Genomic DNA, 25,637 nt, shown 5'->3' with positions numbered 1-25,637 from the left:
TGAATATATCAACGGCAATGCTTCTCCAGCCCCTTTCAGATCAGTTTGTAACGGCCGGGGTATAACACGTTAAAAATCCTTCACCGGAAGGAACGTGAAGGTCAGGTCCACTCCCAAGGGAGGTGCTTCAAGTTCAACCGACGCCAGACCGATGCCGATCAGGTCGATGTTGGCGGGAATGGTCAGCGGGTCGGGATTGGAGACCTTGAGTATCAGTCTGCCATCGTCGACGAACCGAAGCGGTCCTTCGAGAGTGACGTTGTTAACCCGTTTGCTGCGAATATCGTGCCCAAGTTCAATAATCAGCCTGGGTTCCAGTTCAGGCGCGTCTATCAACAGGTCGAAGGTGGTGCTGAACCAGGGACCGTCCTCTGTCTCGGTGATGTAGCCTTCAATAAACGGTGAATCGCCCTCGGGTAGTAAACGCAGAACCAAGGGACCTGTCTCGAGACCAATGGTGATGAGGCCTAACGCTCTGGCTTCGAGAAAGACCTCCGTGGTGGTCAGCGTAGTTGGAAAGACGGAAACACGAACAGCGCCCGTGGTCCGATCATCCGTGTCCGGGTTATCGTCAATCAGTCTACGGTTGATGGAGACGGCGGAGTCGTATTCCCGGGGGCCGGCCTGCAACGCGCCGGTACTGACGAACGCGAAGCGTTTCTCCGGACAGTCCTCGCCAATTGAGCAGCCCAGGTTGGCGTTGGTAATCACGCCCCCGGTGTCCCGCAGCTCCAACCGCAGGTGGTTGGCGGGCGCCTTGATGACACCATTGTCGTCGGTGGCACCTTGTTCTGAATTGTCGACCTGTAGATTGGCATTTACGTCGACCGTCGGTAGGGAACGCAGGGATACGAGGGTATAACGCTGATCGTCACCGGTCACGACAAAGTGGTTTACCATATCGGGACCTCCCTCGCGCGGCGCTGGAGCCGTGTCGCTGCTCTGTGACAGTTGGCGTGTTTGCAAGGCAGCACCGTCCAGTGTGCAGATGGCGTTGTTTCCGCAGTCGGGACTGGTGGGCTCCGAGCGCAACGTATAGCGATATAGCTGACCGTCTCGCCAAGGGCTGTCAGGGAAAAACTCAACCCGTTGCGCCAGCACGTCGAGGTGGCCCGGCACCGGTTGCCAATCCCCACCGGCATCGCGACGCTCGACGAAAAAAGTGTCGCCGTTGACTGTTGCCGGATCTATACGGCGGTTGAAGATGACCCGTATAGGGTACTCTCGAAAAAGCCCGACCACGGGGAACAGGGGGTCGCTTCCCTGGCCGCCCTGGCAGCGTCCGTTACGCCATTGTGATCTTTCACCGATTAGCCGGGCGTCGGTCAGAGCACAGGGGTATCCGGGGAAAACAGCGGCTACCAAGGGCGCACGAAGGCTGTCGCGGTTGTCATTCGGCAAAAACAGATCGTCAAGGCGCATATCAAGGGTGTAATCCTTGCTCAGAGGGTTGCCCGCCGTGTCCCGTAGCTGGCTGGTCAGTATGATTTCGACGTCCTGGTTGTGCTCCACGATTCCGGTGCCTTCGAGGATGACGGTGGCGCCGTCGACACGCATCGAGACGTTTTCAGGTGGTAGCGAAGTGCCGTTAACCTGGACGTTGATAGCGCCATCAAGAAACGCCGACGCGGGATCAATCGCCTTGTTAAAGTTCAGAATGACCGGATCCCCCGGGCGTGTGTTGGCCTGGAAGTCCTCACCCGGCGACCAGGATTGTAATTCCAGAGGGCGTAGATCCGGCTCAGGCATTGGCGGGTTTCGCTGCCCGGCGAAGGACTCCATGCGGAAAGATAATTGGGCACCAGCCTTTTCAAGGCCGAGAATGTCGGGGTCGACCACGGAGATCGCATCCAGCACCAGCTTGCCATCCTCGACAATGGCGAGACCGACGACCTGGATATTGAGCAGATTCTGACTGAGGGCGGCATTGGCGATGGTTCCCTCCGCGGTCATGGCCGCATCCATTCTCAGCAGTGCATAGCGAGGCGCCGTCGCCTCGGTACTGAAGGGATTGGGAATCAGATAGCCGTTGGCGTCACTGAGAAGGGTAATTTGCAGGTCGCCGGTATCGATACCGGCGGGGATTTCCCCCAGAATGTTGACATCGACCGGCGCGCCTCGCAGTACCGTGCCGGCCGGCACCCGGAGGGGGACGGCATCGGCAAAGTCCGGGACAAAGCCCAGGTCCGCGGCCAGCGAGCCCGTCAGTTCGGTAACGGCGCTGTCACCGATGATAAAGCTGTCCAATGGCACCTGATTGACCGGTCTTCCCGTCAGCTGGGATTGCAGGTCCGGCTGTTGCTCGCCTAGGGAACCGACCTTGATGACCGTGGTTTCGCGCGGCTGTGTGCCCATGGGTGTGAACTGGCGTTCGACTTCCGGAAGTAGAGAACCATCACGACTGCGGAGCCCCGATAATGCTAACGTGTATTCTACCGAGTCCAGGTCCTGGCGCGGATCCAGTATCAAATAGCGCCCCTGCAGTAGCACGGAGGCGTCGATCAGCTGGCCCTGGTCGTCGACAAGCGTGATCTGCTTGCCATAAACGGTGGTGGCCGGGTCGAGCGGCCGGTTGAAGACCATGCGTAGCGTGCTCATATCATTTATTCTGGCATCCTCGATGCCGGCCAGCAGTGGATCGGGATCCAGAGGTGTGATGCCAAGTATCTTAAAGCCGTCACTGCCGACGGCGTCGGCGAACCCCGCATGGGCGCCCATCGTGTGAAATTGAAAATTTTTGAATACGGTATCGTCGATACGCCCCAGGCCCGCCTCGCTGACACTCAGCCGATAATGCGTATTGGGCGACAGTGAAGTCCGTGGTTTCAGTACCAGCCCCCGGCCGCCATCGATCACTTCGGGGGTAAAGGGCACGGCGTTTCCGGCGTCGTCGGCGAGCCGCAGACGGTCCTCGACATCGCCGCTCACCTCGTCACTCAGTGTGGTTGAGAAACGCAGCACGACATTGCCGCTCGTCGGCACCTCCTGCTGGCCAGGGTAGGGGTAAGCGAACACCAGTGTGTCCGAAGCGCGCCATGGATTGACGACTTTGCCTTCGTCATCGCCGCACGCACTGATCAACATCAGCCCGAACACCCAAAGGGCAAACGAAACGTACCGCGGCCGAATGTTTATTTGTTTATTCATCTCTACTCTCCTGAATTCAGCTCCGCCATCGCGGTCTAGAATTTGAGTGACAGGGAACCCGAGATGACGTGTATGTCGCCATCCACGCGAACGGTCTCGTAGGGGTTGGGATTGGTTGGCGAGTTGATGGATGTGAGGTTGAACTCTCTTTCATCAAGCTGCTGGTATTGATAAGCCAGGGACATCACAAGGGGCATATTGATTATCGGCGCGCGTTTCAGGCGGTAATCGGCGCCAACACCGACCACGATACGGTCGCTGTCGAGAAAGTTGACATCCTGGGACCGGGTCGATTGAAGTGGGGAATCCTCGACGGCCACACCCCCATAAAGTTTAAGAGCGTCCGACCACGTGTAACGGACGCCGATGCGGGGAACGGTGGTGTCATTAAAGCGCAGCCCAGCCTGGTCCCTGACCGTGTCACCGGCGAATTCACTCTCAAGATCGGACCAATACTGGCGCTCTACAGCCGCAACCAGCTCGAACTTACCTAAAGGCATCAGCAATCCGATTCCGTATACCTGGGGCTGGAACGTGTCGAGAGTGGCCAGCGCAAGATCAAGGCCCGGCTCGGGTATGACACCGGGAATCACCACGTTGGCGTCCACGCTGACGTCGTACTCCGACTCCCCTCGATAGAACAACGCCAGCTCCGGTTTAAGCGCGAAAGGCAGGCAGGCGCTCGAACCGCACAGCGTATCGCTCAGGTTGACGTTAATGCCCAGCGAGGGCGTCAATGTCGGTTCGGCTTCCAGAGAGAGCTCTTCGGAGTCGGTATTGCCGGACAGATCGGAGACCGCTTCAAGGCGGGCCTGGGCCGCCAGCGTGAGTCTTGCCGAGGCACCGATATCAACGCCGCGCAGGAGGTTGCTAACCGCCCCACCAAAAGCGAGATACAAGGGTTGCGACTCAAAACGCAGGAACTGGCCTTCCTGACTGGTATTGGCCGCGAAGGGCAGCGCGTTGGAGGCATACTCATCCACGCCGACGTTAATACCAAGATAGATCGGTGTGTCCAAGTCCGCCGCGCCGGCGACACGGGTCTTGATACCAAGAAGCAGTAACTCCGAACTCTGGTCCGTGAGCACATCGTTTTCGCGATCGAATGGTGCGGCTCCGCCAAGTGATTCGGCACGCAACTCCTGGTCACCGTGCTGAAAGACCACTGTGAGTTCACCTTCCGGCGAGCGCGCAAGTGCCGCCGGGTTGTAGTAGGTGGCCCAAGCACCGCTGTGGAAAGCGCTGAACGCCTGGGCCGAGCCGGCGTGAATGGGGCCCAGGCCGTAGGTGCTTGCTGCATCGCCCGCTCCGGCCATTACCTCGCATGGGAGCAGCACGACTATCAGAACGGCCAAGGCACGACGGACCCGAAGCCCCGCGTTGGGGAGGAAAAGATATCTGCGGGACTGATGGTGAGACCTGATTATTGTCATAGGGAATCATCCTTTTTGTTATTCGGGGGTGGCATTTGGCATGCTTTGTTTGGTCGAACAAACAATGCGCTGGACTTGGTTTTGAGGCAATACGAAAAATTGCTTATCAGTCAATGAAAATTTAAGGTTTTACGGTGTTGTCGTCGCCAGCAGCCGCCTTCCGCTCCAGCGAAAAGTCGCGCAGTTCGGTGGGTATGGTGCGCTTCTGGCCTTGCCGGTCCCGGTGCGGAGGAAGTCCTCGTGGATCTGGGCCACTTTCGGCACCTTGGAGCTGCCCGGCCACTGGCGGCGTGATGCTCCGGTTTCGCGAGCAGCACACGGGCTCGGGACATCGCGCGGACAGTGGTCCTTGACCGCTCTGGGGCGCCGTCGTTGGTGCGCTCGGGAGGGTATGGGCGAGCAAGGATCGCCGTCTTCCCGGTGCGTTCGGGGCCTTGGCCACGCCCGGTTACAATCGCGGGGCCTCCAGTGCGCTCAAAAATACTATTTTGTTCTGTCGACTGTTGCGGTTCCGAATACGCCATCCGACAGAAACCGCCAGAGAAAATCGACTGATTGAGGAGAGACAGATGCGTGGATTAATGATGGACCGGCCTTTGATGATTTCCCATATCATCGAGTACGCGGCCGCCAGCTATCCAGAGCAGGAGATCGTGTCCCGGACTCCGGAAGGCGGCCTGCACCGTTACAACTACGAAGATGCGGCCAAGCGTAGCCGCCAGTTGGCCAACGCGCTCAAGTCGCTGGGCGTCCAGGCCGGGGATCGCATCGCGACGGTGGCCTGGAACACCTATCGGCACTTGGAGCTGTATTACGCGGTCTCCGGTATTGGGGCGATCTGTCACACAATCAATCCGCGTCTGCCGGTCGAGCAGTTCGGCTACATCGTCAATCACGCCAAGGATCAGTACATTTTCCTTGATCTGACCTTCGTTCCATTGCTGGAGAAGTTGCAAGGTCTGTTTGAAGGCGTGAAGGGCTACGTCGTCATGACCGACCGCGCTCATATGCCCGAAACCTCGCTGCCCAACGTGATGTGCTACGAGGAATTGGTCGGCGAGCAGTCCGATGAAATGGCCTGGCCGGAGTTCGACGAGCATACCGCTTCGTCGCTCTGCTATACCTCCGGCACCACCGGCAATCCCAAGGGGGTGTTGTACTCGCACCGCTCGACGCTGCTGCACGCCTTCTCGGTGTTGACCATCCCCGGAATGAATCTGGGCGAGGAGAGTGCCGTGCTGCCGGTGGTGCCGATGTTCCACGTTAACGCCTGGGGCGTCCCCTACTTCGCGCCAATGGTGGGCGCGAAGATCGTCTTTCCGGGGCCGAAGCTCGATGGCGAGAGCCTGGCCGAGCTGATTAATAACGAGGGCGTCACCGAGGCCTGGGGTGTGCCCACCGTGTGGCTCGGGCTTCTTGGTCATATGCGTAAGACCGAGCAGAAGTTCACCTCTCTCAAGCGTGTTCTTATCGGCGGCTCGGCCGCGCCACGGGCGATGATGCGCGAATTCCAGGAGAAGTACGGCGTCGAAGGCTTGCAGGGCTGGGGCATGACCGAGATGAGTCCGATCGGCACGGTTTCGATGATCCGTCCCAAGGACGCCGATCTGCCGCTTGATCGGCAGTTCGACATCAAGGCCAAGCAGGGGCGTGCGGTGTTCGGGGTGGAGATGAAGATCGTCAACGACGACGGTCAAGCGCTGCCGCGGGACGGCAAGTCCTTCGGTGAGCTGCTGGTGCGCGGCCCGGCGATCATCAGCGGCTACTACGAAAACCCTGAAGCCAGCGCCAAGGCCTTCGACAGCGAGGGCTGGTTCCGCACCGGCGATGTTTCCAAGATCGACCCCGAAGGCTACATGGAGATCGTCGACCGCACCAAGGACGTGATCAAGTCCGGAGGCGAGTGGATCAGTTCCATCGATCTTGAGAACGAAGCTGTGGGCCATCCCGAGATCGCCGAGGCAGCGGTCATAGCGGTGCATCATCCGAAATGGGACGAGCGGCCGCTTCTGGTGGTGGTGCGCGAGCCGGACAGCCAGCTCGACAAGCAGGGCGTGATCGACTATCTGAGCCAGCGGGTCGCGAAATGGTGGCTGCCGGATGACGTGGTATTCGTCGACGAACTGCCGCACGGGGCGACCGGCAAGCTACAGAAGGCCAAATTGCGCGAGCAGTTCAAGGACTATTCGTTGCCAGAGGTTGGTGGTTAAAAAAGGCCTCAATCCGCGCCTCGTCGGCGGAGTGAGCTCGCGGTATGCCAACCGGCGTTGGCTCAGGTCTTTGAACACAGCTGGAGTAGTGGAATGAAATGCGTGCAAATCTCCAACTATCCCCACCGGATGGGTGGGCACTGCGGCTCGGGCGCACTGCGCGACCTGTTGGAATGGGCCGGGCTTGGCTGGGACGGGCCGCCGGGCGAGGGGCTCGTGTTCGGCCTCGGCGGCGGGCTGTCCTTTATGTATATGAGAGTATCCGAACTCACGCCTCCCATCTACCTGGTAGGGCGCAACGGTGACATGGAGCTCGACTTCTGCCACCGCCTCGGCATTGAAACCGAGCGTCGCCAAACCGACGATCCGGACGAGGGTTGGCGCTGGGTCGCCGACGAAATCGACGCCGGCCGTCCCGTGATGATCTGGGCTGACATCGCCGAGCTGCCGTATCTCAGGGTACGTTTATCCAACACCCGTCATGACATCGTCGTCATCGGCTACGACGAGAGGCGCGGCGTCGCCCGGGTGGTGGACAACGATCGCGAGGAGGTGCAGGAAGTCCCCCTAAAAGCTCTGGCGCGAGCTCGTGCCTCCCATGGCTTTCCCGATCCCAATCGCCACGCGACTTACCCGATACGCTTTCCTGATCGGCTGCCTGAGCTACTGCCGGTGGCGCGCGATGCAGCGGCAAGCGCGGCGCGCAATATGCGCGGCACGGATGCGACGCTGTTCGATCCGGCGGACCTGCCCGCCGATGGTGTGGTCGCCTCCGGCCTGAAGGGCGTCAATATCTTCGTCGACGATCTGGCCACCTGGGGAGATAGCCTGACTGATGACCAGCTTAACGCATCGCTAAGGGTCTTACCGGTCTTCGTCGAGAAAGCCGGCACAGGCGGTGGCTTGTTCCGCCGCCTCGAAGCGGAATTCTGCGCCGAGGTTGCCCGCCTCACGGGCGATCGATCCTTTGCCCGTGCCGCCGACGTCCTGCTCGACTGCGCCAACGCCTGGAGCCGTCTTGCTACATATGCCGCCGCCGATCAGCTTGACTGGCGGGCGCTCGTCGTCCATGCCGAACAACTCCCGTCATCCGAGCAACGCGCGGTGCAGGCGCTGGAGGAGGCGGCAAGCCCGTAGAGTCGGCGGTGAGCGCCGGCGAGACCCGACCCGCCGCTCGCGGATGCCAGCCATGAACCACAAGGCGGTAAGGCGCAGCGAGCGCGGACTCGGTTGGGGCCAATAAGCTTGGAGGAATAGGGTAAATGATCTTACACGAACCTGAACTGATCGAGGAATACTCCGATAAAGGCTACTGGGGTGACAGAACCCTGCTGGATCGCTTTGCCGCCAATCGTGCCGCCTACCCGGACCGGGAAGCGGTGGTGGATCCACCCAATCGTGACGAGCTGGTCGGCACACCGCCCCAGCGGCTCAGCTGGGCCGAGTTTGGTCGGGCCGTGGACGCCACCGCCGCCGAGCTGGCACGCCGGGGCTTCGGCAAGGACGACCTACTGGTGGCGCAGTTGCCGAACATCTGGGAGCTGGCCATGCTCTATCTGGCGGCGGCCAAGGCCGGCGGTCTGCTTTCCGCGTTGCCCCTGCAATGGCGAAGCAAGGATGTGGGCTATGTGAAAGAGATCACCGGCGCCAGATTCTACGCCTCGGTGGAAAGCTTCCACGGCTTTGATTACCGGGCCCTGGGGCAGGAGCTGGGCTTCGAGCACTACATTGGTCTGGCGGCGCTGACCGATATCGCCCATGGAGATCCGGGCCGGGTCCCGGAGGTGCCGGTGGATGCCAATGACATCTTCACCCTGTGCTGGACTTCGGGCACTGAGTCAAACCCCAAGGGCTGCCCCATGAGCCACAACAACTGGGAGTACATGACCAACCTGGTGTTCACCACCTGTGGCCTGCGCGAGGGTGACCGTATCCTGTGTGTGGCACCGCTGGTGAACATGACGGCGGTAGGGGTGAACTACCTCCCCTGGCTGGCGGCGGGGGGCACCCTGGTGCTGCATCACCCGATTACGCCGGAAATCCTGTTGCGCCAGCTGACCGAGGAGCACATCGAGTACACGATTCTGGTACCGGCAATGCTGAACATGATTGTCAAGCTGCCCAACGTGGACCAGCTGGATCTCTCCAGCGTGAGGACCATCACCACTGGTTCGGCGCCCCCCTCGGCCTGGTCGATGCAGGAGTTCAAGCGCCGCTGGGGCATCGAGATCGTCAACATCTGGGGCCAGAACGAGGGCACCAGTCTGGTAGCCGGCCCGGCCGATGTGCCGGACCTGGAGATGCGGGTGGATCACCTGCCCTGGTGGGGCAAGGCAGGAGTCCAATGGCCTTCCGGCGTCAGCGGGGTCGAGCTGAAAATTCTCGGCGATGAGGATGAGGAGATAACCGAACCAGGTGGCATCGGCGAGCTTTGCTATCGCAGCCCGGGTGTGTTCGCGGGCTACTTTCAGCGCCCGGATATTACCGCGGCTTCGTTCACTTATGACGGCTTTTTCCGCACCGGCGACCTTTTCATCATGCGGGATGACAGGCACCTAGGGTTCTATGACCGCAAGAAGGACATCGTGATTCGGGGTGGTTACAATATCTCCAGTGTGGAGGTGGAGAACGCGGTGCTGGGCTTCGGCAAGGTACGGGACGTCGCGGTCATACCCCAACCGGACGAGATCATGGGCGAGCGGATCTGTATCTGCGTGGTGCCTGTTGACGAGGATAACCCGCCGACCCTGGAGGAAATCAACGACTACTTGAGGGAGCAGGGCATGAGTGTCTACAAGCTGCCGGAAAAGATGAAACTGATCAACGCCATTCCCCGCAATCCGGTGGGCAAGATTCTGAAGAAGGAATTGCGAGCCCTGTAGCCGGTTCGCCGTCATGCCTCTCATAGGGTGTCTCCAAATGACCCCGTATTGTCAAAAAATGACCTCGCTAGGCTGCTGTCACGCAACCATGGTCGGGAACAGATGGTGCTGCTGAAACTTCCACCGTTGCATAGACAGCCGGCTGGCCTAATTGCAACCGCGCATCCTGTGGGAGGAACTTTTAAGCGTTTCGACAACACCGAAATCGTCGACGAGTTTGAACGGGTTGCGGTCCAGTTTCGCGCGCGTCCGGTTCGGTGGAAACCACGGAAACGGGCGGGTTACCAACCCCGTCTCGCGCCTGCCATAACAACATAACACCAGTCAGGAGATCTTCGAAATGTCCGCTATAGCCCAGCTGAAAGCAATGCCCGAAGCCCGTGCGGCCCTCAGGGAGATTTTGGGCCAGTTTGGTTGGGGCGCGTTGGCGATTGGTGGCGTCCGGGCCGCGTGGCGTAGCCGGCTTAAGCGACAGGAGCTTCCGCGGCAATTCCTGCTTGCTCTATGGGAGCATTGGGGAGATCGTGAGGCGATTGTCGACGGTGATCGTCGGGTCACCTTCGGTCAATTCAGGGATCGAGTTCTCCGCCTGACCAATGGCCTGCACCGGCTGGGTATCGGCGAAGGCGAGGCGGTGGCCGAGGTGATGCACAACGGCGCGCCATGGTTCGAATTGATGCTGGCTTGTACGCTCAGGGACAATCCCATGCCGATGCTCAATTGGCATCTCCAGCCCAAGGAGTTGGCGGAATGTATCAACAAGGCCTCGCCAAAGGCTCTGGTATTGGGGGGCGCCTTTGTGGAAGCGGTACAGTCGGTTCGTGATCAGTTGACCACCGTCGAACACTTCATCGTGGTTGATGCTGACGAATTGCCCGAGGGTATGATCGCCTACGAGTCACTGATCCGGGACAGCCGGTCCATACTCCCAAGCGGCAAGCTGGGCATGGCCCCAAAGACCTACAGCGGCGGTACCACAGGGACGCCGAAATACATCAACATCGACCGGGACCGGCTGACATCGGATTCGGCCGAGGCGCGGCGGGGCGCCTCCAAGGAGGAGGTGACCCGGTTGGGGTTGATGCAGATATCGGCCTTTCATTTCTACAAGATCGGCAAAATCCGGGATCCGATCAGCAACAACATCCGCACGCTGATTCCGGGGCCGCTGTATCATGCCGGGGTACAGATCGCGGTGTTGCCGTTCTTTCTCGGCGGCACCGCGGTGCCCATGAGCAAGTTCGATCCCGAGCTCATGCTTAAACTTATTCAGGACGAGCGTATCAACTGGACCTTCGTCGCCCCGACCATGCTCGAGCGCATCCTGGCACTGCCCGAGGCTCTGAAGTCCCAATACGACCTTTCCAGCATGCGGGTAATCATTTGCGCGGCGGCGCCTTGTCCGCCCAAGGTCAAGCGCGAGATCAACACGCTGTTCCGCCGCCAGGGAGCGTCGGATGATGTCTTCCATGAATACTACGGCGCTTCGGAGAGCGGCCTGATCAGCGTTCTCGCCAGCGAGGACTACCAGGAGAACCCAAAGCGCTACGACAGCGTTGGCAAGCTGCGGGCGGCGGAATGCCGGATCTATGACGAGGAGACCGGCACCTGGACCCCACCCGGCAAGGAAGGGAAGGTGCTCGTGCGCTCCCCGATGGCCCTTGCGCTGAACTACGTCGGCCTCAGCGAAGAGAAGATGAAGGAGAATTATATCGGGGTCGAGGGCAAGCTCTGGTACGACGATGGTCTGATTGGTTATGTGGACGAGGATGGTTTTCTGTACCTGACTTCGCGGATCAAGGAAATGATCATCTCCGGCGGGGTGAATCTTTTCCCCAATGAGATCGAGACGGTTATCAAGCGGCATCCGGCGGTTCTTGACGTTGCCGTGGTGCGGGCGCCGGACAAGGACCTGGGCGAGGTGCCGGCGGCGGTAATTGAGCTCAAAGAGCACCAGCAGGCCACTCGCAAGGAGATCATCGAGCACTGCAAGACGGAGGGGTTGTACGGTTTCAAGCTGCCGAAGATCGTGGACTTTGGCGAGCTGCCCCGCAACTTGGCCGGCAAGCTACCGAAAAAGCAGCTTGAGGAGAAATACTGGAAAGGTGTCGCCCGGCACGGTTAGCGGGCTGTTGGAAATGCCTTGCGCGCTCTGGCTGTTACCGACCTGTCAATCTTGTATAGGATCCGGCCGGCTCCCGGCTGATCATGGAGAACGTCAACCACGGGCGCATCTATCGCGAGGTGGGGTCAACGCCAGCGGCGGCGGCCCCGGGGACTGGCGATATCGCCATCCGGCTGACGGAAGCCCGGTGACGTGAATCGCATTCAATCGAGCCCCCGCGCAATCAGCTCCTTCATGATCTCGTTGGTGCCGCCGTAGATCTTCTGTACCCGGGCGTCGGCGTACAAGCGCGCGATGGGATACTCGAGCATGTAGCCGTAGCCGCCGAAGAATTGAAGGCACTCGTCGACGATCTCGCACTGCTTTTGCGTGCACCACCATTTGGCCATTGAGGCCGTCTCCGCGTCGAGTGCGCCGGCGATCAGGCGCTGGATGCAGTGGTCGATGAACACTTGGCCGAGAGTCACTTCGGTGCGCCGCTCGGCGAGCCGGAAGCGCGTGTTCTGGAAGTCGAGCAGACGCTTGCCGAAGGCCTTGCGCTCGCGCACGTAGGCCAAGGTGTGCTCCAGGGCCGCCTCGGCGGCAGCGATGGCGCCGACGCCGATGATCAAGCGCTCGCGTGGCAGTTGGTTCATAAGTTGGTAGAAGCCCTGGCCCTCTTCGCCGCCGAGTAGGTTCTCGGCCGGCACCCGCAGATCATCGAAGAACAACTCAGCGGTGTCCTGACCTTTCTGGCCGATCTTGTGCAGAAGCCGGCCGCGGCGGAAGCCGGGCTGCTCGCCCGGCTGTTCGACGACCAGCAGCGAGACGCCCCTGGCGGCCTCGGCCGGATTGGTCTTGCAGACGACGATCAGCAGGCCGCAGTGATGGCCGTTGGAGATGAAGGTTTTCGACCCGTTGACCACATGTTCTCGCCCCGCCGTATTTCTCCGGCACGTCGGTGCACAGGAGGCCGGCGGCGCCTGCCCTTGTCCACAGCGTGCGCTCGACGTGCTGCTGGGAGTCCCAGTGTTCTTCGAAGGGGGTGATTTCGGTGGCGATGAACTTCCGGACGTTGTCGCGGAACAGCGTTAGCTCTTCGTCCATCCAGGGTGATTGATTAAACGTCATGGTGTCCATGGCCTCACATTGAGAACCCGCCGCCACAGAGCAGCGTCTGACCGCTGATGTAGTTCGACTCCGGAGTGCAAAACAGATAGACGGCCCCGGCGGCCTCGGCCGGCGTGCCGGCGCGACCGAGCGGCACCATGGCCTCCATGGTCTTGAGCAGATCGGGGTTGACGCCCACCTTGATCTTGCGGCCTTCCACATCGATGCTCGCATCAGAGCCTGCTTCCGCCTCTGTGAGGCGCGTTTTGATCAGTCCGAAGGCCACGCAGTTGACGTTCACCTTGAGCCTGCCCCATTCCTTGGACATCGCCTTGGTCAGGCCGATCACCGCCGCCTTGGCGGCCGAATAGTTGGCCTGTCCAGCGTTGCCGCCGGTGCCGGCGATCGAGGCGATGTTGACCACCTTACGGAATACCTCGCGCCCTTCGGCGGCTTCTTTCTTGGCCTGCACGCGGAAGTATTCGGAGGCCGCGCGCAGAATGCGAAAGGGCGCCGTGGCGTGCACGTCCATGATCGCCTGCCACTGCTCATCGCTCATTTTCTGAATCACGTTGTCCCAGGTGTAGCCGGCGTTGTTGACGATGATGTCCAGACCGCCCAGCTGTTCGATTGCCGTGTTCACAAAGCGTTCGGCAAAATCCTCCTGTGTCACGCTGCCGATGCAGGCCACGGCCCTGCCGCCGGCGTCCTTGATCGCCGCGACCGTTTCCTCCGCCGGGGCGGCATCAAGATCGTTGACTACCACGCTGGCGCCTTCGGCGGCGAGTTTGAGGGCGATTTCCCGGCCTATCCCGCGCCCTGAGCCGCTGACGATGGCCACTTTATCTTGAAGTTTCATACGCAGTCCTGCTTTGTTGGTGATGGAAAGGACGTGTTTCAGGCCAGCGCCACCAGGGCGTCGCCGGCGAGCTTGACTTCACCCTGTTTATCGACCACGCCGATCTCGAGCCGGGCCAGTGTTTCGTGGCCGTCCTCGGTGATTTCAACGATCTTGCCGGTGCAACTCAGCCGTGCGCCGACTGGCGTGATGGCGGCGAAGCGGACCGAGAACCGGCGCAGCCGGGTCTGCGGTGCCCACTGGGTCAGAAAGCGGCCCAAATAGGCCATCGGCAGCATGCCGTGCGCGAACACGTCCGGCATGCCAGAGGCCTTGGCAAAGTCGATGTCAATGTGGATCGGGTTGTGGTCACCCGAGGCGCCGGCGAACAGTGCCAGCGTCGCGCGCGTGATGGGCGGAAGCTCGAGTGGCGGAAGCGCCTGGCCGACCTTGACCTGGTCACGAGTGGGGGCGTTCATGCTGCGTTCTCCTGCGGGTTGCGGACGACGATCACGCTGCGTGCCTCGAGCACGGTCTCGCCAGTCGCGTCCTTGATCAGCGAATCCTTGACGATGAATTCGAGCGCACCGCTCTTCTTGCCGTAGATGTCGCTAATCTTTGACTCGACGCTGAGCACGTCGCCGGCACATACCGGCGCGTGATAGGTGAAGCTTTGCTCGCCGTGCAGGATGCGTCCGATCGGCACGTTCAGCGTTTCGAGCAACGTGGTCATGGTTCCGGCATCGAGGTCGGCGCCCATCAGAAAGGTTGGTGGTGCCGGCAGGCTACGGTAGCCGGCTGCCCGGGCCGCAGACTCGTCGAGGTACTCGGGCCGCGTTTCGCCGGTGGCTTTGGCGAAAAAACGTAACCGCCCCTTCTCGACCTCGAAGCTGACGGTCGGCAGGCGCAGCCCGATGTGTTTAGTGTCGATCATAGTTCGTCCTCTTCAGGTGGCCTGGTACATCGTCACCACGCAGGCGCCGCCCAGGCCGAGATTGTGTTGGAGCGCAATGCGCGCGCCTTCGACCTGGCGGTCCGCGGCCTGTCCTCGCAGCTGTTGGACCAGCTCGGTGCATTGCGCCAACCCGGTGGCGCCCAATGGATGACCCTTGGAAAGCAGCCCGCCCGAGGGGTTGGTAACCACGCGCCCACCGTGGGTGTTGTCGCCGTCCTCGACCATCTGCTCGCCGCCACCTTCCGGCGCCAGCCGTAGTGCTTCATAAGTCAGCAGCTCGTTGGTGGCGAAGCAGTCGTGCAGTTCCACGGCGTCGAGCTCCTCCGGACCGATGCCAGCGGTCTCGTAAACCTGATCGGCGGCGGTGCGCGTCATGTCATAGCCGACCAGTTGCATCATGTTGCGCGCCTCGAACGTGCTCGGTGTGTCGGTGGTCATCGCCTGCGCCAGGATGCGCACTCGGTGATCGAGAGCGTTGGCCCTGGCGAAGGCTTCGGAGCAGACGATGGCCGCCGCCGCGCCGCAGGTCGGCGGGCAGGCCATCAGGCGGGTCATTGGGCCGATCAACACCGGGGAGTCCATCACTTCCTCCACTGTCACTTCCTTGCGGAACAGCGCCACCGGGTTGCGCGCGGCATGCCGGCTCGCCTTAGCGCGTATTTTGGCGAAGGTCTCCGCCTTGGTGCCGTACTTGTCCATGTGCGCCATGCCCGCGCCGCCAAAATAGCGGATCGCCAGCGGCACCTCGGGCTGTCCCACCAGGTCCTCGCAGATCCGGTCAAAGGGTTCGAAGGGGGTCGGCCGGTCGTTGTAGTAGCTGCCCAGCGCTCCCGGCTTCATTTGCTCGAAGCCCAGGGCGATCACGCAGTCGGCGGCGCCGGACTCCACCGCCTGGCGCGCCAGGAACAGGGCGGTCGAGCCGGTGGAACAATTGTTGTTGACGTTGATCACGGGAATGCCGGTCATGCCGATTGGATAGAGCGCTCGCTGGCCGCAGGTGGAATCGCCATAGACATAGCCCACGTAGGCTTGCTCCACCTTGGCGTAGTCCAGCCCGGCATCGGCCAGGGCCTGACGCGCCGCCTCGGCACCCATCTGGTAGTAGGGCGCGCTGGCGCCGGGTTTCGCGAACGGCACCATGCCGACGCCGCTGATCACCGCTGTGTGTTTCATGCTTTTCTCCTTACCCTCTAGGTATCACCGTGCATTGCTTGTCGCACTGCATCCCGCACCACTTCCGGTCGCTCCATGGGCAGAAAATGGGTTGTTCCAGCCAGAACGTTCAACTCGGCGGAGGGTAGCAAGGCATGTAGGCGCCGGCGCGCCCTTGGCGAGAAGGTTGAGGCGCGTTCCGCGGCCAGTACGACCATCGGACACCGCAATCGTCGGACGGCGGGCCAGGGGTTGTGTTCGGTATGGGCAAAGGTGGTGCTTTCCCATTCCGGCGTACAGGCCAAGCGAAAACGATCATCATGGGCCACGAGGCCGTGCTCAACATAGTTTTCCAGCCATGCTTCCGGCCAGGTTCTGAAGCCACCACGGCCACGAAAGTTCTCCAGTGCGGCGGCGCGCGAGTCAAACACCCTGCGGCGACGTGCCGCTCCGGCGGCCAGTGAAAACCGCTGTGACTGGCGTAGCAGCTTGGCCGACCACAATCGCCAGCCCTGCCAGGGATCCATGATCACCGGTTCCGCCAGGATCAAGCCCCGCACCTTGTCCGGTCGTCGGGCCGCGGCCATGATACTGGTCGTGGCACCGATCGAATGACCCGCAAGCCAGACAGGCTCATCCAGACTTTCCAGCCAAGCGACAAGGTCTTCGTAGTACGTTTCCCAACCGCGGAATGTTTTAATATCGGCCGCCTCGGCGCTGGCCCCGTGGCCCCGCATATCCCAGGCCAGCACGTTGCAATCGTCAGCCAATTCGTCGAGCAGCGAGCGGTAAACCTGGCTATGGAAGCCCGTCGCATGGGCCCAATGCAGGGTGGGGCGTTCGCGCGATCCGGGCCAGCGCCACAGCGCGATTTGCCGCCCGTCCGGGGCAGTGAATCCGTCACGCTCGATCACGTCACGCGTCTCAGTAGGATTTGGGTAAGCCAAGGACATGTTCTCCGATGTAGTTGAGCAGCATTTCGTTGTTGATTGGTGCAACCTCCATTAACCGTGCCGAAGGCCATAGCGTGATGATGTCGTAGTCCCGGTCGAAACCGTAGCCGCCGTGGGTCTGCAGGGCGGCCTCGACGGCTTTGACCGCCGCGCGAGAACCCAGCAATTTCGCCATGTTGGCATGAGAACCGGCATCGCCACCGGCGTCGAACGTCGCAGCCGCGTGGATCATCATCAGCCGTGCTGCCTCCAATTCGGCCTTGGCCTCGGCCAGCCGGTGCTGTATAGCCTGATAACCCCCGATGGGGGTGCCGAAAGGTTTGCGTTCGTTGGCGTAGGCCACTGCCTTTTTGAGAGCGTAATTGCCCAGGCCCACGGACATGGCGGTGACCAGCAGGCGCTCCGAATTCAGCGCCTCGAACATTCCGGCCAGGCCCTGTCCCGGGTTGCCGATCAAGCGACCCGCGTCGAGTTTGACGTCATCGAAAAAAACCAGGTATTGCCGCTCCGGCCAACCGACGTCGATATTCAGGGGCTGTAGTTCCACGCCGGGCGCGTCGGTATCCACCACGAACAAGGACATACCCTCGGTGCGTCGTTTGACTTCGCCGGCTTTTTGGGTGCGGGCCACGACCAGCATTCGATCGGCGTCCGCCGCACCGGAAATAAAAACCTTGCGCCCGGTCAGCCGATAGCCGTCACCATCCGGTGTCGCCAGCGTGGACATCGCGAAGCTGTTGGTCCCGGCATCCGGCTCGGTGATTGCGAAGCACAGTTTCTCGGCCCCGCTGATTGTCGGCTTGACGAACCGCTCTATTTGCCCGGGTGTGCCATTGCGGATGATCGGCACTCGCGCAAACCCAGTGAGCAACAGCATGGGCAGCACCAGCCCGGCCTCGGCCAGCGTTTCCATCAGCGCGACCAGTTCCACCTGGCCGCCGCCCGAGCCCCCCAGGTCCTCGGGAATGGTGATGCCAAGCAGCCCATATTCGCCCAGCGCTTCCCAGGCCTCCTGAGGGAATCGGTGATTATCGATGCATTCGCGCATGTATTCCCGGGAAAAGCCTTCGCTCACGACGCGGGTGGCCTCGCGAATGTCACGCATGCGTTCGGCTACGCGGGCTTGGTCGAACTGGGCTTCGGACGCGATGCTCATTATCGTCTCCTCCTTGCGCTCACCCCTCCGGGGTAAATAGGTTGCGTTTGCCATCGTGGTGCACGCGGCCCGTGCGATTGAGAAATTCCTCGTTCGTCATGGCATTGAGCAGGTCCGTGTCGGTGGGAGTGTTGGCAACAAACCGCCGGCCATCGCTCAGGCGGCCCAGCACAATACCCTGGACCGGGCGGTCGGCGCGGTCGTGCATGACAGTGTAGGTCTCGATGCGGGCCTTGCCCTGCGCCTGCTCCACCAGTTCCACGACGGGGCCGGCGTCGATCTCGGCTTGCAGCCCGGCCGGATCGATCGGCCGCCAACCGCCGACGGGCGGTCTTCCGCCGTAGAGCCCCAGCGAATGCTTGCTCATGTACCAGCCCACGCCGCTGACCAATCCGTTGGTGCTTCGGTCGGCGCGGATACGGTTCATGATCTCGGCGATGGCGTGGGTGCAATAGTTGTTGCCGGGCCCGCCATGGTAAGCCAAGCCACCTGTGACGGTCAGTGGCCGGGGATCATGCACGGAGATACCCAGCGCATCGCGCGCCATCTGTACAGCGCTGGGGAAACAGCTGTACAGGTCCAGGTGATCGATCGCGTCGATCCCGAGTCCGCTGGTCGCTGCCAGCCGCTCGCCGCAGGCGGTGATCGCCGGCGAGCGGGAAAGATCCGCCCGCTGGGAGACGAACCAATGATCGTGGCCGTTTGCCGCGGCCAGGGGGTACACCCAGCGTTCAGGGTCGATGCCCAGCCGCCGGGCCTTGGCCACGGACATCATTACCAGCGCGGCGGCCTGATCCACCGCGATGAGGGCGTTCATGTGCTTGGTGTAGGGCGCGCCGACCATGCGATTTTTGGGTGAGCGCTCGGCGATATCGGCCGCCGATAAAGGGTCGCGGCGCCAGGCTCGCGGATTGTCGACCGCGACGGCGTTGAATCGGGCATAGAATTCGCCCAGCATTCGTCGGTGCTCGGCTGGGTCAAGGCCGTAGCGACCCCGCAGCGCCTGCTCGAATAACGGATAGATCTGGATGGGCAGATTGAGCCCGTGGCGTTGTTCCGCCGAATTGGTCGGCTCGCGGTCATCGCCGAGCAGTCGCGGACCCTCGCCGGTGGCGGTGTCCAGCACTCCGGACAGGCCGGCGCCCTTGCCGCGCATCTGTGTGGCAAGCGCCTCGCCGCCCGCGATCAAGATACAATCGAGACCACCGGCGGCGATGCGATCGGCATAGTAACCGACCAGCCATTGACCCATGTTCCCGCCTATGGGTGTGTAGAAGCGCTCGCCGGGGTCGATGCCCAGATGCCGCGCCAGGGTGGACGGGGCATCGGAATAAGACGGCGCCAATATGTTGAGACACGTTAACGACTGGATCTGACCCAGAACCCCGGCCACACCGCAGTCCGCCGCCGCGGCTCGGGCAGCCTCGGCGACCAGGCCTATGGGGGTGCGCTCGGTATCCGGTTCGCGCGCGCTGATCTGGCCGGCGCCGACCAGCACCGGTGTTGTTTCCTCATGAGTCGTCATCGGCGAATAACCTCCGCAACGGTATCATCTCCGGGAAAAGGCCTGCTGTTGGACGTCAGCCTTGAGTCATCTGATAGCCATCCTGCCGGATAGGCCTTTTTGAAATGGTAATGAGCCATGGGCAGGTGTTTCGCTCGCCAAAGCATCTCGAAAGAGGTAGAAGGTCGAAGCATGGGCGCGTCGCCATGATGATCGAAGTAATAGCTGTTAGAGGCCGCGCAATTGTGGTTAAGGAACACCGTCCCTTGTTGGCGTCGTTGGATATTCCGGAAGTAGCGATCGTGCACGTCTTGACGAATCTCCACGCAAGTCGCGTCCCGCTTTCGGGCGGCCTGGATGCAGCGCGCCACGTGAATGGCGTTACCCTCGACCATTTTGAAATAGGATGAACCAATCAGCGCGTATGGACCCAGCATGATGTAGAGATTGGGGTAGCCGGGTACTGTCAGGCCCTCATAGGCCTGGTAACGGTTCCGCTCCCAGAATTCGCCCAGATCCACACCGCCGCGTCCCACGATTTCATAGGAGGGCAGATTGCCCTTTTCGAAAACCTTGTAGCCGGTCGCCAGGATCAGCACATCGATCTCGTGCTCAATGCCGTCGATGGTCTCGATGCCCTTGGGAGTGATGCGTTGGATAGGGGTGGTGATCAGATCGACGTTGCTACGGCTGAAGGTGGAAAAGTAGTTGTTGGAAAATGTCGGCCGCTTACAGCCGAAGCCATATCGCGGGGTTAATTTGCCCCATAACTCCGGGTTATCGGGCAATTGCTCGCGCATGTTGTTGACGCCGGCGCGCTGGGCCCAGTGCACCAGCCAGGGAAAGCGCCGATAGTAAACCGCCGCGATGATCATCAACGATTCGGTCAGCGCATCGGTGGTGGTACGTACTCCCTGCTGGGCCAGGCTCGACCAACGAAAGACGGTGCGCATCCAGCCGGGCATACGGACATCCGGTTTCTTGAGTACCCAGATGGGCGTGCGCTGATAGACATCCAGATGCGCCACCCGCGGGGCGATTTCGGGAGTCAGCTGCACCGCGGTGGCGCCGGTACCGATCACCGCCACCCGCTTGCCGGTGAGATCCACTTTGTGGTCCCAGCGCGCGGTGTGCATGCGCTCGCCCTGAAAATCCTCGACCCCTTCGATATCCGGCATCTTCGGCGAGATCAACCCGCCGGTGGCGGACACTAGGTGGCGTGCGGTGACACATCCCTTGTCGGTTGTCACCCGCCACAAGTGCTCGCCTTCATCGAACTCGGCACGCTTCACGCTGACGCCGAAACGTATGTAGGGATAGAGGCCGTATTTGCTGGCCACACGGCGGGCGTAGTTCTGCAGCTCGTCACCCGGCGCGAAGACCCGCGACCAGTTCGGATTCTGCTCGAAGGAAAAAGAGTAGACGAAAGAAGTGATGTCCACCGCCACGCCGGGGTAGCGGTTGTCGCGCCAGGTGCCGCCGACATCGGCGGCACGCTCGATGATCGATAAGGATTTCATGCCGCGGCTGAGAAGCTCGATGGCCGCGCCCATTCCGGCGAAGCCGGCGCCGATGATCAAAATCTCGTGGTTGGGTTCAGCGCTCCCGTGGCGCGGCGCCCGCTGGCCACGACGGCTTTGTTGAATCCGGTCCTCCGCGACATTCATAGTGGTCCTCCTTCCAGTTTTTAGCAGGCCGCTTAGCCGCTATGCGCGAGGCGCAGTTTCGTCCGTGCCACGGCCCGGGTGCATGCTACGGGCGCCGACAAATGCCGGCGCATAAAGCCGACTATTTCGGTAACGTCCTGGCGCGCCTCCGGCAACATGGAATGAAACACCGGCCACACATGTGGCATATTCCAGCGGGCGCGCAGGGTCACGGCCACGCCGGCCTGGCGCGCACGGTGCGCTACCCGATAGGCATCATCACGGAGGGCCTCGGATTCGCTCACAGTGAGCATAAGAGGCGGCAGGCCACGGAAATCGCCGTATATCGGTGAGACATAGGGATCCCGGGGATCATGGCCGGCCAGATACAGATCGGTGGCCATCTTGATCATGCGTGGAGTCAGCATGGCATCGCTGGCCGCGTTGGCCTGGCGCGACGGTGTATCGCCAACCGCATCGGCGCCGGGTGAGATCGACACGGCGCAGGCTGGCATGCGGGGGGAGGAATCGGGCGAGGCGGCCTGCGCATCGCGCAGCCTCAGCAGCGTGGCCAGAGTGAGGTTGCCACCCGCGGAATCTCCGATCAGGGCCAGCGGCTCGTCAGGATAGTCCTCGGCCAGCGCCCTGTAGGCATGGTGGGCATCGTCGAGGGCGGCCGGGTAGGCCGCCTCCGGCGCTAGGCGGTAGTCGATCCAGAACACGCGTGCGTTCAGTCTCTTGGCCAGCTGCCCGCAAAGCTCAGCATAAGTAGGGAAACGGCCACTGATAAAGGCGCCACCGTGGAGATACAGCACGGTGGCCGTGGGCTGACTGGGACTGACACGCACCGCCGGCACGCCGGGTGGTACGGCCGGTTCATTGCCAATGGTGGTCTTGCGCGCGGTGACTCCGGACGGCAGCCCGCCCGGCAGGCGGGCCATCGCGGCGATGCGCCGTAACCGCATCACCAACTCGTCGGGACTAGCCGGCTCGCGTTTCATCAGTAGCCGAAAACCACGGTCGGCAACTCTTGCCGAGAATGATGTCATGATTTGCCTCCTGCCGGATATCAGCCCCCGGCCAAGCGATACGCCTCGCCCAGCGCGCGAGCGTATAGCCGCGGCGCGTAGCGCTTGAACCGCCACATGAAACGCCCGTCGAACTGCGGCACCACATAAAGTTGCTTTCGATCGAGGGCGTCCAGGGTCCGGCGTGCCACCTGGTCGCTGGTGGCGAAGGTCCACTTGCGCATGGCGGCATGGGCGAAATCGCCGCGGTGCTCGGGCAGTCGCGCCTTGTCCAGAATGTTGGTGGGTACCACGGTGGGACACAGGGCCGAAACATGCACGCCGGTGCCGGTCAGCTCGGCCGCCAGAGTTTCGGAGAGTGAAAGGACCGCGGACTTGGTCACGTTATACGCACTCATCTCCGGCGCCGCGCCGAAACCGGCGGCCGAAGCCACGTTGACAATGCCGCCGTAGCCCAGTGCGCGCAGCTTGGGTGCGAAGAAGTGACAACCATGGATGACACCCCAGAGATTGACCTTGAGGCACCAGCGCCAATCGCCAAGCGGCACTTCTCCGATGCGGCCGCCTACGCCCACCCCGGCGTTATTGACCACCAACGTCATTGGCCGTCCGAGCAGCGATTCGGCCTTGTCGGCGAGCGTGGCCATCTGCTTTTCACTACCTACGTCGCAGCGGTAGGCGACAGCCCGACCTTCGCCCAATTCCGAGAGTATGCTGGCGGTTTGCTCGGCGCGCTGGCGGTCTATATCCGCGCAGATCACTGATCCGCCACGGCGCACGATCTCATAGGCGAAGCTGCGGCCGATGCCGCTGCCCGCCCCCGTGACCAGGGCCGCCGCCCCCTCGGAGGGTTTCAGTGTTTTACGCTTGGCACCGCTCACGCCGCCGTCACTCGTTCCGCTGTTGTGTCACGCCTGTTATCGTCATGCCATTGCCGGAATGCTTGGTAAGCCTGCTGGGCATCACCGGTTTCCTCGTAGGCGCGCTTCCAGGCGTGGATGACTTCCCGGTTATCGGCGTCCCATGGATGGAAGCGGGGGGAGAGAAAAGGCAGCGTATCGATCACAAAAGCTCGGGTGAAGATTCCAGGTGCGAAGTACAACCACTTAATGGCGCGCAGTGCCGAGGGGATGTTCGTGAGCTGCCGATCTTTCCAGAGGAAATACAGCCAGTTACCGTGCACCAGAGGCAGGAAAAGAGCTGTACCCAGAGCGAGCGTCGCCATGCGGATTGCGTAAGCGCGGACGCCGCCCCCGCTTACCTCTCCGAACACGTCGAAGCTGACTGACTTGTGCTCCGTCTCCTCCACGAAGTGCCAGAACAGCATGGCGGCGACTTCCTGCCTGGTATCGTCCCACAGTTCCGGATGATCGAGCATTACCTGGGAAATCACGGCCGTGAAATGCTCGAAGTTCGCGGCCATGGCGCACTGGGTGGCGCCGCCCAGGTAGCGTTGAAGGGGCTTTCTGATCGCCTTGAACACGGCCTCCGCCCGGTCTATTGGAATGCCGTGCGCGACCATCGCTTCATTCATGGCGTCATGCTCCCGTGCATGGGAGCGTTCCTGTCGAATAAAGCTGATCGCGGCTTTGCGCACTGACGGATCGTGAAGATTCTCGAGTTGCTTACTCGTGGCCTGCATGACCCAGCGCTCGCCGTCCGGCACCGCGGCCAGGATCGCGTTCATCCAGTGAGTGATCCACGGATCGTTGTTGAACCAGTGGCGCGGCACCGTCTCCGGGCTCATGCCGAAATTCAAATCCCTGTGTTCGACTTCATCGTAACCAATCTTGCGGCTCGCGATCACCATGTCGACCTCCTGAGTAGTTCGACTGTTGAGTCACTTTATTTGGGCGATTGACCAAATGTCAAGGCCCGAAAAAGCAGTCAGTGGATATCTTCGCGCGCCGGGAAACAGATCGCGTCAGACCGGCGGGAAAAGCCGGTCGAGATACGGTACAAAAGAAAGGAAACGGAATGCCGGAGCGTGGTACCGGACCACTAGGGGGCAGGGGGTAGAGTGTGCCGGGAACCGGCGTGCTGCCGGTACTGATCGGGCGAAAGACCGAACCAGCGCTTGAAGGCACGCCTGAAATTGGCTCCGTCATGATAGTTCATCAACGCGGCGATGGCTTCGATCGAAAGCTTGCTGTCACACAGGTAGCTGATCGCTTGCCGGGATAGGATTTCGTCACGAATTTTCCTAAAACTACTGTTTTCCTCCTTGAGCTTGCGAGCGAGAGTGCGTTTGCTCATGAAAAGGGAGGCCGCTGCTTCGTCTTCGCTGAGCGAACCGGGGGGTCTCGATAGCATCATCTTCTTAAGCCGGGTCTGGTAGCTGGGCTTGTGGTTCTGAAGCTCGGCAAGCATTGATTCACATTGCTCAAGAGCCAGGCGGTAATTTTCATGATTGGCGGAGGCGTTCGGTTCCCGGCACAGTGCCATCGGCAGTTTTAGTGTGAACTTATCGGAGCCAAAACGAATGCGACCGGGCAAGTAGTCCGAGTACATCGCGTGGTACTCAGGTGTCCGGTGGGTAAAACAAATTTCAGCCTCATGTAGTGGGCGACCGACAACGAACTCGCCGAATTCAAGCAGCACCACGATCATGGTATCCGCCAGGCAACGCTCGATATCCGCGTCCAGCGGCACTTGGAAGTCCAGTCGGCATTCCAGGTGTTCTTCAGCTTCCTGCAGGTGTAGCTCGACGATGCTTGCCCGAGTAGGTAGGAATGTCTGAATCGCCTGTAGCGCGGTGAGCAGGTCCGGACTGCTCGAGGCGGCAAAACCGATGGCGCCGTGGGTCGCCGGGGTCAGACGCTTACCCAGCCGTAAGCCGAACTCAAACTGGCCCGACAACGCCAGTGCATTGCGTAAAATCCGCACCTGGTGAGCTGGCGTGAGCAGACTGTCCTCGCCCAAAAATTGCGCGATACCGAGACCGGTACCTTGCAGCAACGAGGGTAGCTGGCTGACGGTTAAGTCCAGCTCGCGGGCAATAAGTCGTGAATAGTTCGACGGAATGCCGCCTTCCGAGGCTTTCGGTTCACCTTTCTGCTGTGTCATTGATACGGTCCGTTGATAGGCATGCCTGTCTTTAAATGACCCCAGTGTGTCAATAAATGACCTCCCCGGCAAGCGAATCAACAACCACGATGCAGTCATTAAGTTACTTGCTGGAGAAAGGTCTTGGGTAAGATTACGTTCATTGAGCATGACAGTACCGAGCACATTGCCGAGTTTGAATCTGGTTCCTCGCTGATGCAGGTTGCTGTTAATAACGCTGTGCCCGGCATCGACGGAGACTGCGGTGGGGAATGCGCCTGCGGCACCTGCCACGTGATAGTGACCGATGAATGGTTCGGAAAGACCGGGGAAATAAATGATGCTGAAGAGCAGATGTTGTCCATGACTCCGGAGCGGGCAGAAACTTCTCGGCTGGGCTGTCAGATTCGAACCACTGAGGCGATGGACGGTATGACCGTTCTGTTGCCTGAATTTCAGATGTAGCGGGAGGTC

Annotated in this window: 19 protein-coding genes and 1 pseudogene; 5 read left to right on the top strand and 15 right to left on the bottom strand. The window is 61.1% G+C overall.

Annotation, left to right across the window (positions count from 1 at the left end; all coding sequences use genetic code 11):
• Positions 1–69 precede the first annotated feature (69 nt).
• Together ACMG4O_RS15405 and ACMG4O_RS15400 are read right to left on the bottom strand one after the other, a co-directional pair.
• Positions 70–3,147: an Ig-like domain-containing protein gene (locus ACMG4O_RS15405; protein WP_138774255.1), complete on the bottom strand. Its 3,078-nt coding sequence runs from the start codon at positions 3,145–3,147 to the stop codon at positions 70–72.
• 35 nt (positions 3,148–3,182) lie between these two features.
• Positions 3,183–4,463 (bottom strand): OmpP1/FadL family transporter, encoded by a 1,281-nt coding sequence (locus ACMG4O_RS15400; protein ID WP_221929751.1) that lies wholly within the window; start codon positions 4,461–4,463, stop codon positions 3,183–3,185.
• 686 nt (positions 4,464–5,149) lie between these two features.
• Between ACMG4O_RS15400 and ACMG4O_RS15395 the strand changes: the two genes are divergently transcribed.
• The 4 genes from ACMG4O_RS15395 (at position 5,150) to ACMG4O_RS15380 (ending at position 11,797) form a co-directional block, all read left to right on the top strand.
• The gene (locus ACMG4O_RS15395) at positions 5,150–6,790 is read left to right on the top strand and encodes a 3-(methylthio)propionyl-CoA ligase (protein WP_414434110.1); all 1,641 of its coding nucleotides are present in this window, start codon (positions 5,150–5,152) and stop codon (positions 6,788–6,790) included.
• Positions 6,791–6,883: 93 nt separating this feature from the next.
• The gene (locus ACMG4O_RS15390) at positions 6,884–7,927 is read left to right on the top strand and encodes a BtrH N-terminal domain-containing protein (RefSeq protein ID WP_414434109.1); all 1,044 of its coding nucleotides are present in this window, start codon (positions 6,884–6,886) and stop codon (positions 7,925–7,927) included.
• Positions 7,928–8,052: 125 nt separating this feature from the next.
• A complete protein-coding gene (locus tag ACMG4O_RS15385) occupies positions 8,053–9,672 on the top strand; it encodes a class I adenylate-forming enzyme family protein (RefSeq protein WP_414434108.1) in 1,620 nt (539 codons plus the stop codon).
• A 340-nt stretch (positions 9,673–10,012) separates the two neighbouring features.
• Positions 10,013–11,797, top strand: a complete 1,785-nt coding sequence (locus ACMG4O_RS15380) for an AMP-binding protein (RefSeq protein WP_116028219.1) — start codon at positions 10,013–10,015, stop codon at positions 11,795–11,797.
• A gap of 203 nt (positions 11,798–12,000) precedes the next feature.
• Here ACMG4O_RS15380 and ACMG4O_RS15375 read toward each other — a convergent pair.
• The 13 genes and pseudogenes from ACMG4O_RS15375 to ACMG4O_RS15315 form a co-directional block, all read right to left on the bottom strand.
• A pseudogene (locus ACMG4O_RS15375) lies at positions 12,001–12,916 on the bottom strand (acyl-CoA dehydrogenase family protein).
• 4 nt (positions 12,917–12,920) lie between these two features.
• Positions 12,921–13,745, bottom strand: coding sequence for an SDR family NAD(P)-dependent oxidoreductase (locus tag ACMG4O_RS15370; protein ID WP_116028217.1), 825 nt, complete (start codon positions 13,743–13,745; stop codon positions 12,921–12,923).
• Positions 13,746–13,783: 38 nt separating this feature from the next.
• Complete coding sequence (locus ACMG4O_RS15365) at positions 13,784–14,203, bottom strand: MaoC family dehydratase (protein ID WP_116028216.1); 420 nt, start codon at positions 14,201–14,203, stop codon at positions 13,784–13,786.
• A complete protein-coding gene (locus ACMG4O_RS15360) occupies positions 14,200–14,658 on the bottom strand; it encodes a MaoC family dehydratase N-terminal domain-containing protein (protein ID WP_014994410.1) in 459 nt (152 codons plus the stop codon). Before ACMG4O_RS15360 ends, ACMG4O_RS15365 begins: the two co-directional genes overlap by 4 nt.
• Positions 14,659–14,670: 12 nt before the next feature.
• On the bottom strand, positions 14,671–15,852 hold the full coding sequence (locus ACMG4O_RS15355; protein WP_116028215.1) for a lipid-transfer protein: 1,182 nt from the start codon (positions 15,850–15,852) through the stop codon (positions 14,671–14,673).
• Positions 15,853–15,869: 17 nt separating this feature from the next.
• A complete protein-coding gene (locus ACMG4O_RS15350) occupies positions 15,870–16,745 on the bottom strand; it encodes an alpha/beta fold hydrolase (protein ID WP_232802237.1) in 876 nt (291 codons plus the stop codon).
• 10 nt (positions 16,746–16,755) lie between these two features.
• Positions 16,756–17,940 carry an acyl-CoA dehydrogenase family protein gene (locus ACMG4O_RS15345; protein ID WP_089033102.1) on the bottom strand — a complete coding sequence of 395 codons (1,185 nt, stop codon included), beginning with the start codon at positions 17,938–17,940 and terminating at the stop codon, positions 16,756–16,758.
• Positions 17,941–17,959: 19 nt separating this feature from the next.
• Positions 17,960–19,465, bottom strand: coding sequence for an acetyl-CoA acetyltransferase (locus ACMG4O_RS15340; RefSeq protein ID WP_414434107.1), 1,506 nt, complete (start codon positions 19,463–19,465; stop codon positions 17,960–17,962).
• Positions 19,462–21,111 carry a flavin-containing monooxygenase gene (locus tag ACMG4O_RS15335; protein ID WP_414434106.1) on the bottom strand — a complete coding sequence of 550 codons (1,650 nt, stop codon included), beginning with the start codon at positions 21,109–21,111 and terminating at the stop codon, positions 19,462–19,464. Before ACMG4O_RS15335 ends, ACMG4O_RS15340 begins: the two co-directional genes overlap by 4 nt.
• Before the next feature lie 32 nt (positions 21,112–21,143).
• Positions 21,144–22,139: an alpha/beta hydrolase gene (locus tag ACMG4O_RS15330; RefSeq protein ID WP_228234744.1), complete on the bottom strand. Its 996-nt coding sequence runs from the start codon at positions 22,137–22,139 to the stop codon at positions 21,144–21,146.
• A 20-nt stretch (positions 22,140–22,159) separates the two neighbouring features.
• Positions 22,160–22,999 (bottom strand): SDR family NAD(P)-dependent oxidoreductase, encoded by an 840-nt coding sequence (locus ACMG4O_RS15325; RefSeq protein WP_116028213.1) that lies wholly within the window; start codon positions 22,997–22,999, stop codon positions 22,160–22,162.
• Positions 22,996–23,928 (bottom strand): metal-dependent hydrolase, encoded by a 933-nt coding sequence (locus ACMG4O_RS15320; RefSeq protein WP_014994418.1) that lies wholly within the window; start codon positions 23,926–23,928, stop codon positions 22,996–22,998. Before ACMG4O_RS15320 ends, ACMG4O_RS15325 begins: the two co-directional genes overlap by 4 nt.
• A gap of 191 nt (positions 23,929–24,119) precedes the next feature.
• The gene (locus tag ACMG4O_RS15315) at positions 24,120–25,184 is read right to left on the bottom strand and encodes an AraC family transcriptional regulator (RefSeq protein ID WP_014994419.1); all 1,065 of its coding nucleotides are present in this window, start codon (positions 25,182–25,184) and stop codon (positions 24,120–24,122) included.
• 123 nt (positions 25,185–25,307) lie between these two features.
• On the opposite strand from ACMG4O_RS15315, the gene ACMG4O_RS15310 reads away from it, so the two are divergent.
• Complete coding sequence (locus ACMG4O_RS15310) at positions 25,308–25,628, top strand: 2Fe-2S iron-sulfur cluster-binding protein (RefSeq protein ID WP_014994420.1); 321 nt, start codon at positions 25,308–25,310, stop codon at positions 25,626–25,628.
• The last annotated feature ends 9 nt before the right edge of the window (positions 25,629–25,637 follow it).

The sequence above is a fragment of the Alloalcanivorax venustensis genome, from assembly GCF_047495515.1.
Classification (GTDB): domain Bacteria; phylum Pseudomonadota; class Gammaproteobacteria; order Pseudomonadales; family Alcanivoracaceae; genus Alloalcanivorax; species Alloalcanivorax venustensis.
The sequence above is the reverse complement of the archived record's forward strand: the minus strand, read 5'-3'. Positions and strand labels throughout refer to the sequence as shown.

What these genes read in the sequence shown, in the direction of transcription:
- ACMG4O_RS15405 (WP_138774255.1), bottom strand. Translation starts at nt 3,147, where the DNA reads ATGAATAAACAAATAAACATTCGGCCGCGGTACGTTTCGTTTGCCCTT.
- ACMG4O_RS15400 (WP_221929751.1), bottom strand. Translation starts at nt 4,463, where the DNA reads ATGGCCGGAGCGGGCGATGCAGCAAGCACCTACGGCCTGGGCCCCATT.
- ACMG4O_RS15395 (WP_414434110.1), top strand. Translation starts at nt 5,150, where the DNA reads ATGCGTGGATTAATGATGGACCGGCCTTTGATGATTTCCCATATCATC.
- ACMG4O_RS15390 (WP_414434109.1), top strand. Translation starts at nt 6,884, where the DNA reads ATGAAATGCGTGCAAATCTCCAACTATCCCCACCGGATGGGTGGGCAC.
- ACMG4O_RS15385 (WP_414434108.1), top strand. Translation starts at nt 8,053, where the DNA reads ATGATCTTACACGAACCTGAACTGATCGAGGAATACTCCGATAAAGGC.
- ACMG4O_RS15380 (WP_116028219.1), top strand. Translation starts at nt 10,013, where the DNA reads ATGTCCGCTATAGCCCAGCTGAAAGCAATGCCCGAAGCCCGTGCGGCC.
- ACMG4O_RS15370 (WP_116028217.1), bottom strand. Translation starts at nt 13,745, where the DNA reads ATGAAACTTCAAGATAAAGTGGCCATCGTCAGCGGCTCAGGGCGCGGG.
- ACMG4O_RS15365 (WP_116028216.1), bottom strand. Translation starts at nt 14,203, where the DNA reads ATGAACGCCCCCACTCGTGACCAGGTCAAGGTCGGCCAGGCGCTTCCG.
- ACMG4O_RS15360 (WP_014994410.1), bottom strand. Translation starts at nt 14,658, where the DNA reads ATGATCGACACTAAACACATCGGGCTGCGCCTGCCGACCGTCAGCTTC.
- ACMG4O_RS15355 (WP_116028215.1), bottom strand. Translation starts at nt 15,852, where the DNA reads ATGAAACACACAGCGGTGATCAGCGGCGTCGGCATGGTGCCGTTCGCG.
- ACMG4O_RS15345 (WP_089033102.1), bottom strand. Translation starts at nt 17,940, where the DNA reads ATGAGCATCGCGTCCGAAGCCCAGTTCGACCAAGCCCGCGTAGCCGAA.
- ACMG4O_RS15340 (WP_414434107.1), bottom strand. Translation starts at nt 19,465, where the DNA reads ATGACGACTCATGAGGAAACAACACCGGTGCTGGTCGGCGCCGGCCAG.
- ACMG4O_RS15335 (WP_414434106.1), bottom strand. Translation starts at nt 21,111, where the DNA reads ATGAATGTCGCGGAGGACCGGATTCAACAAAGCCGTCGTGGCCAGCGG.
- ACMG4O_RS15330 (WP_228234744.1), bottom strand. Translation starts at nt 22,139, where the DNA reads ATGACATCATTCTCGGCAAGAGTTGCCGACCGTGGTTTTCGGCTACTG.
- ACMG4O_RS15320 (WP_014994418.1), bottom strand. Translation starts at nt 23,928, where the DNA reads ATGGTGATCGCGAGCCGCAAGATTGGTTACGATGAAGTCGAACACAGG.
- ACMG4O_RS15315 (WP_014994419.1), bottom strand. Translation starts at nt 25,184, where the DNA reads ATGACACAGCAGAAAGGTGAACCGAAAGCCTCGGAAGGCGGCATTCCG.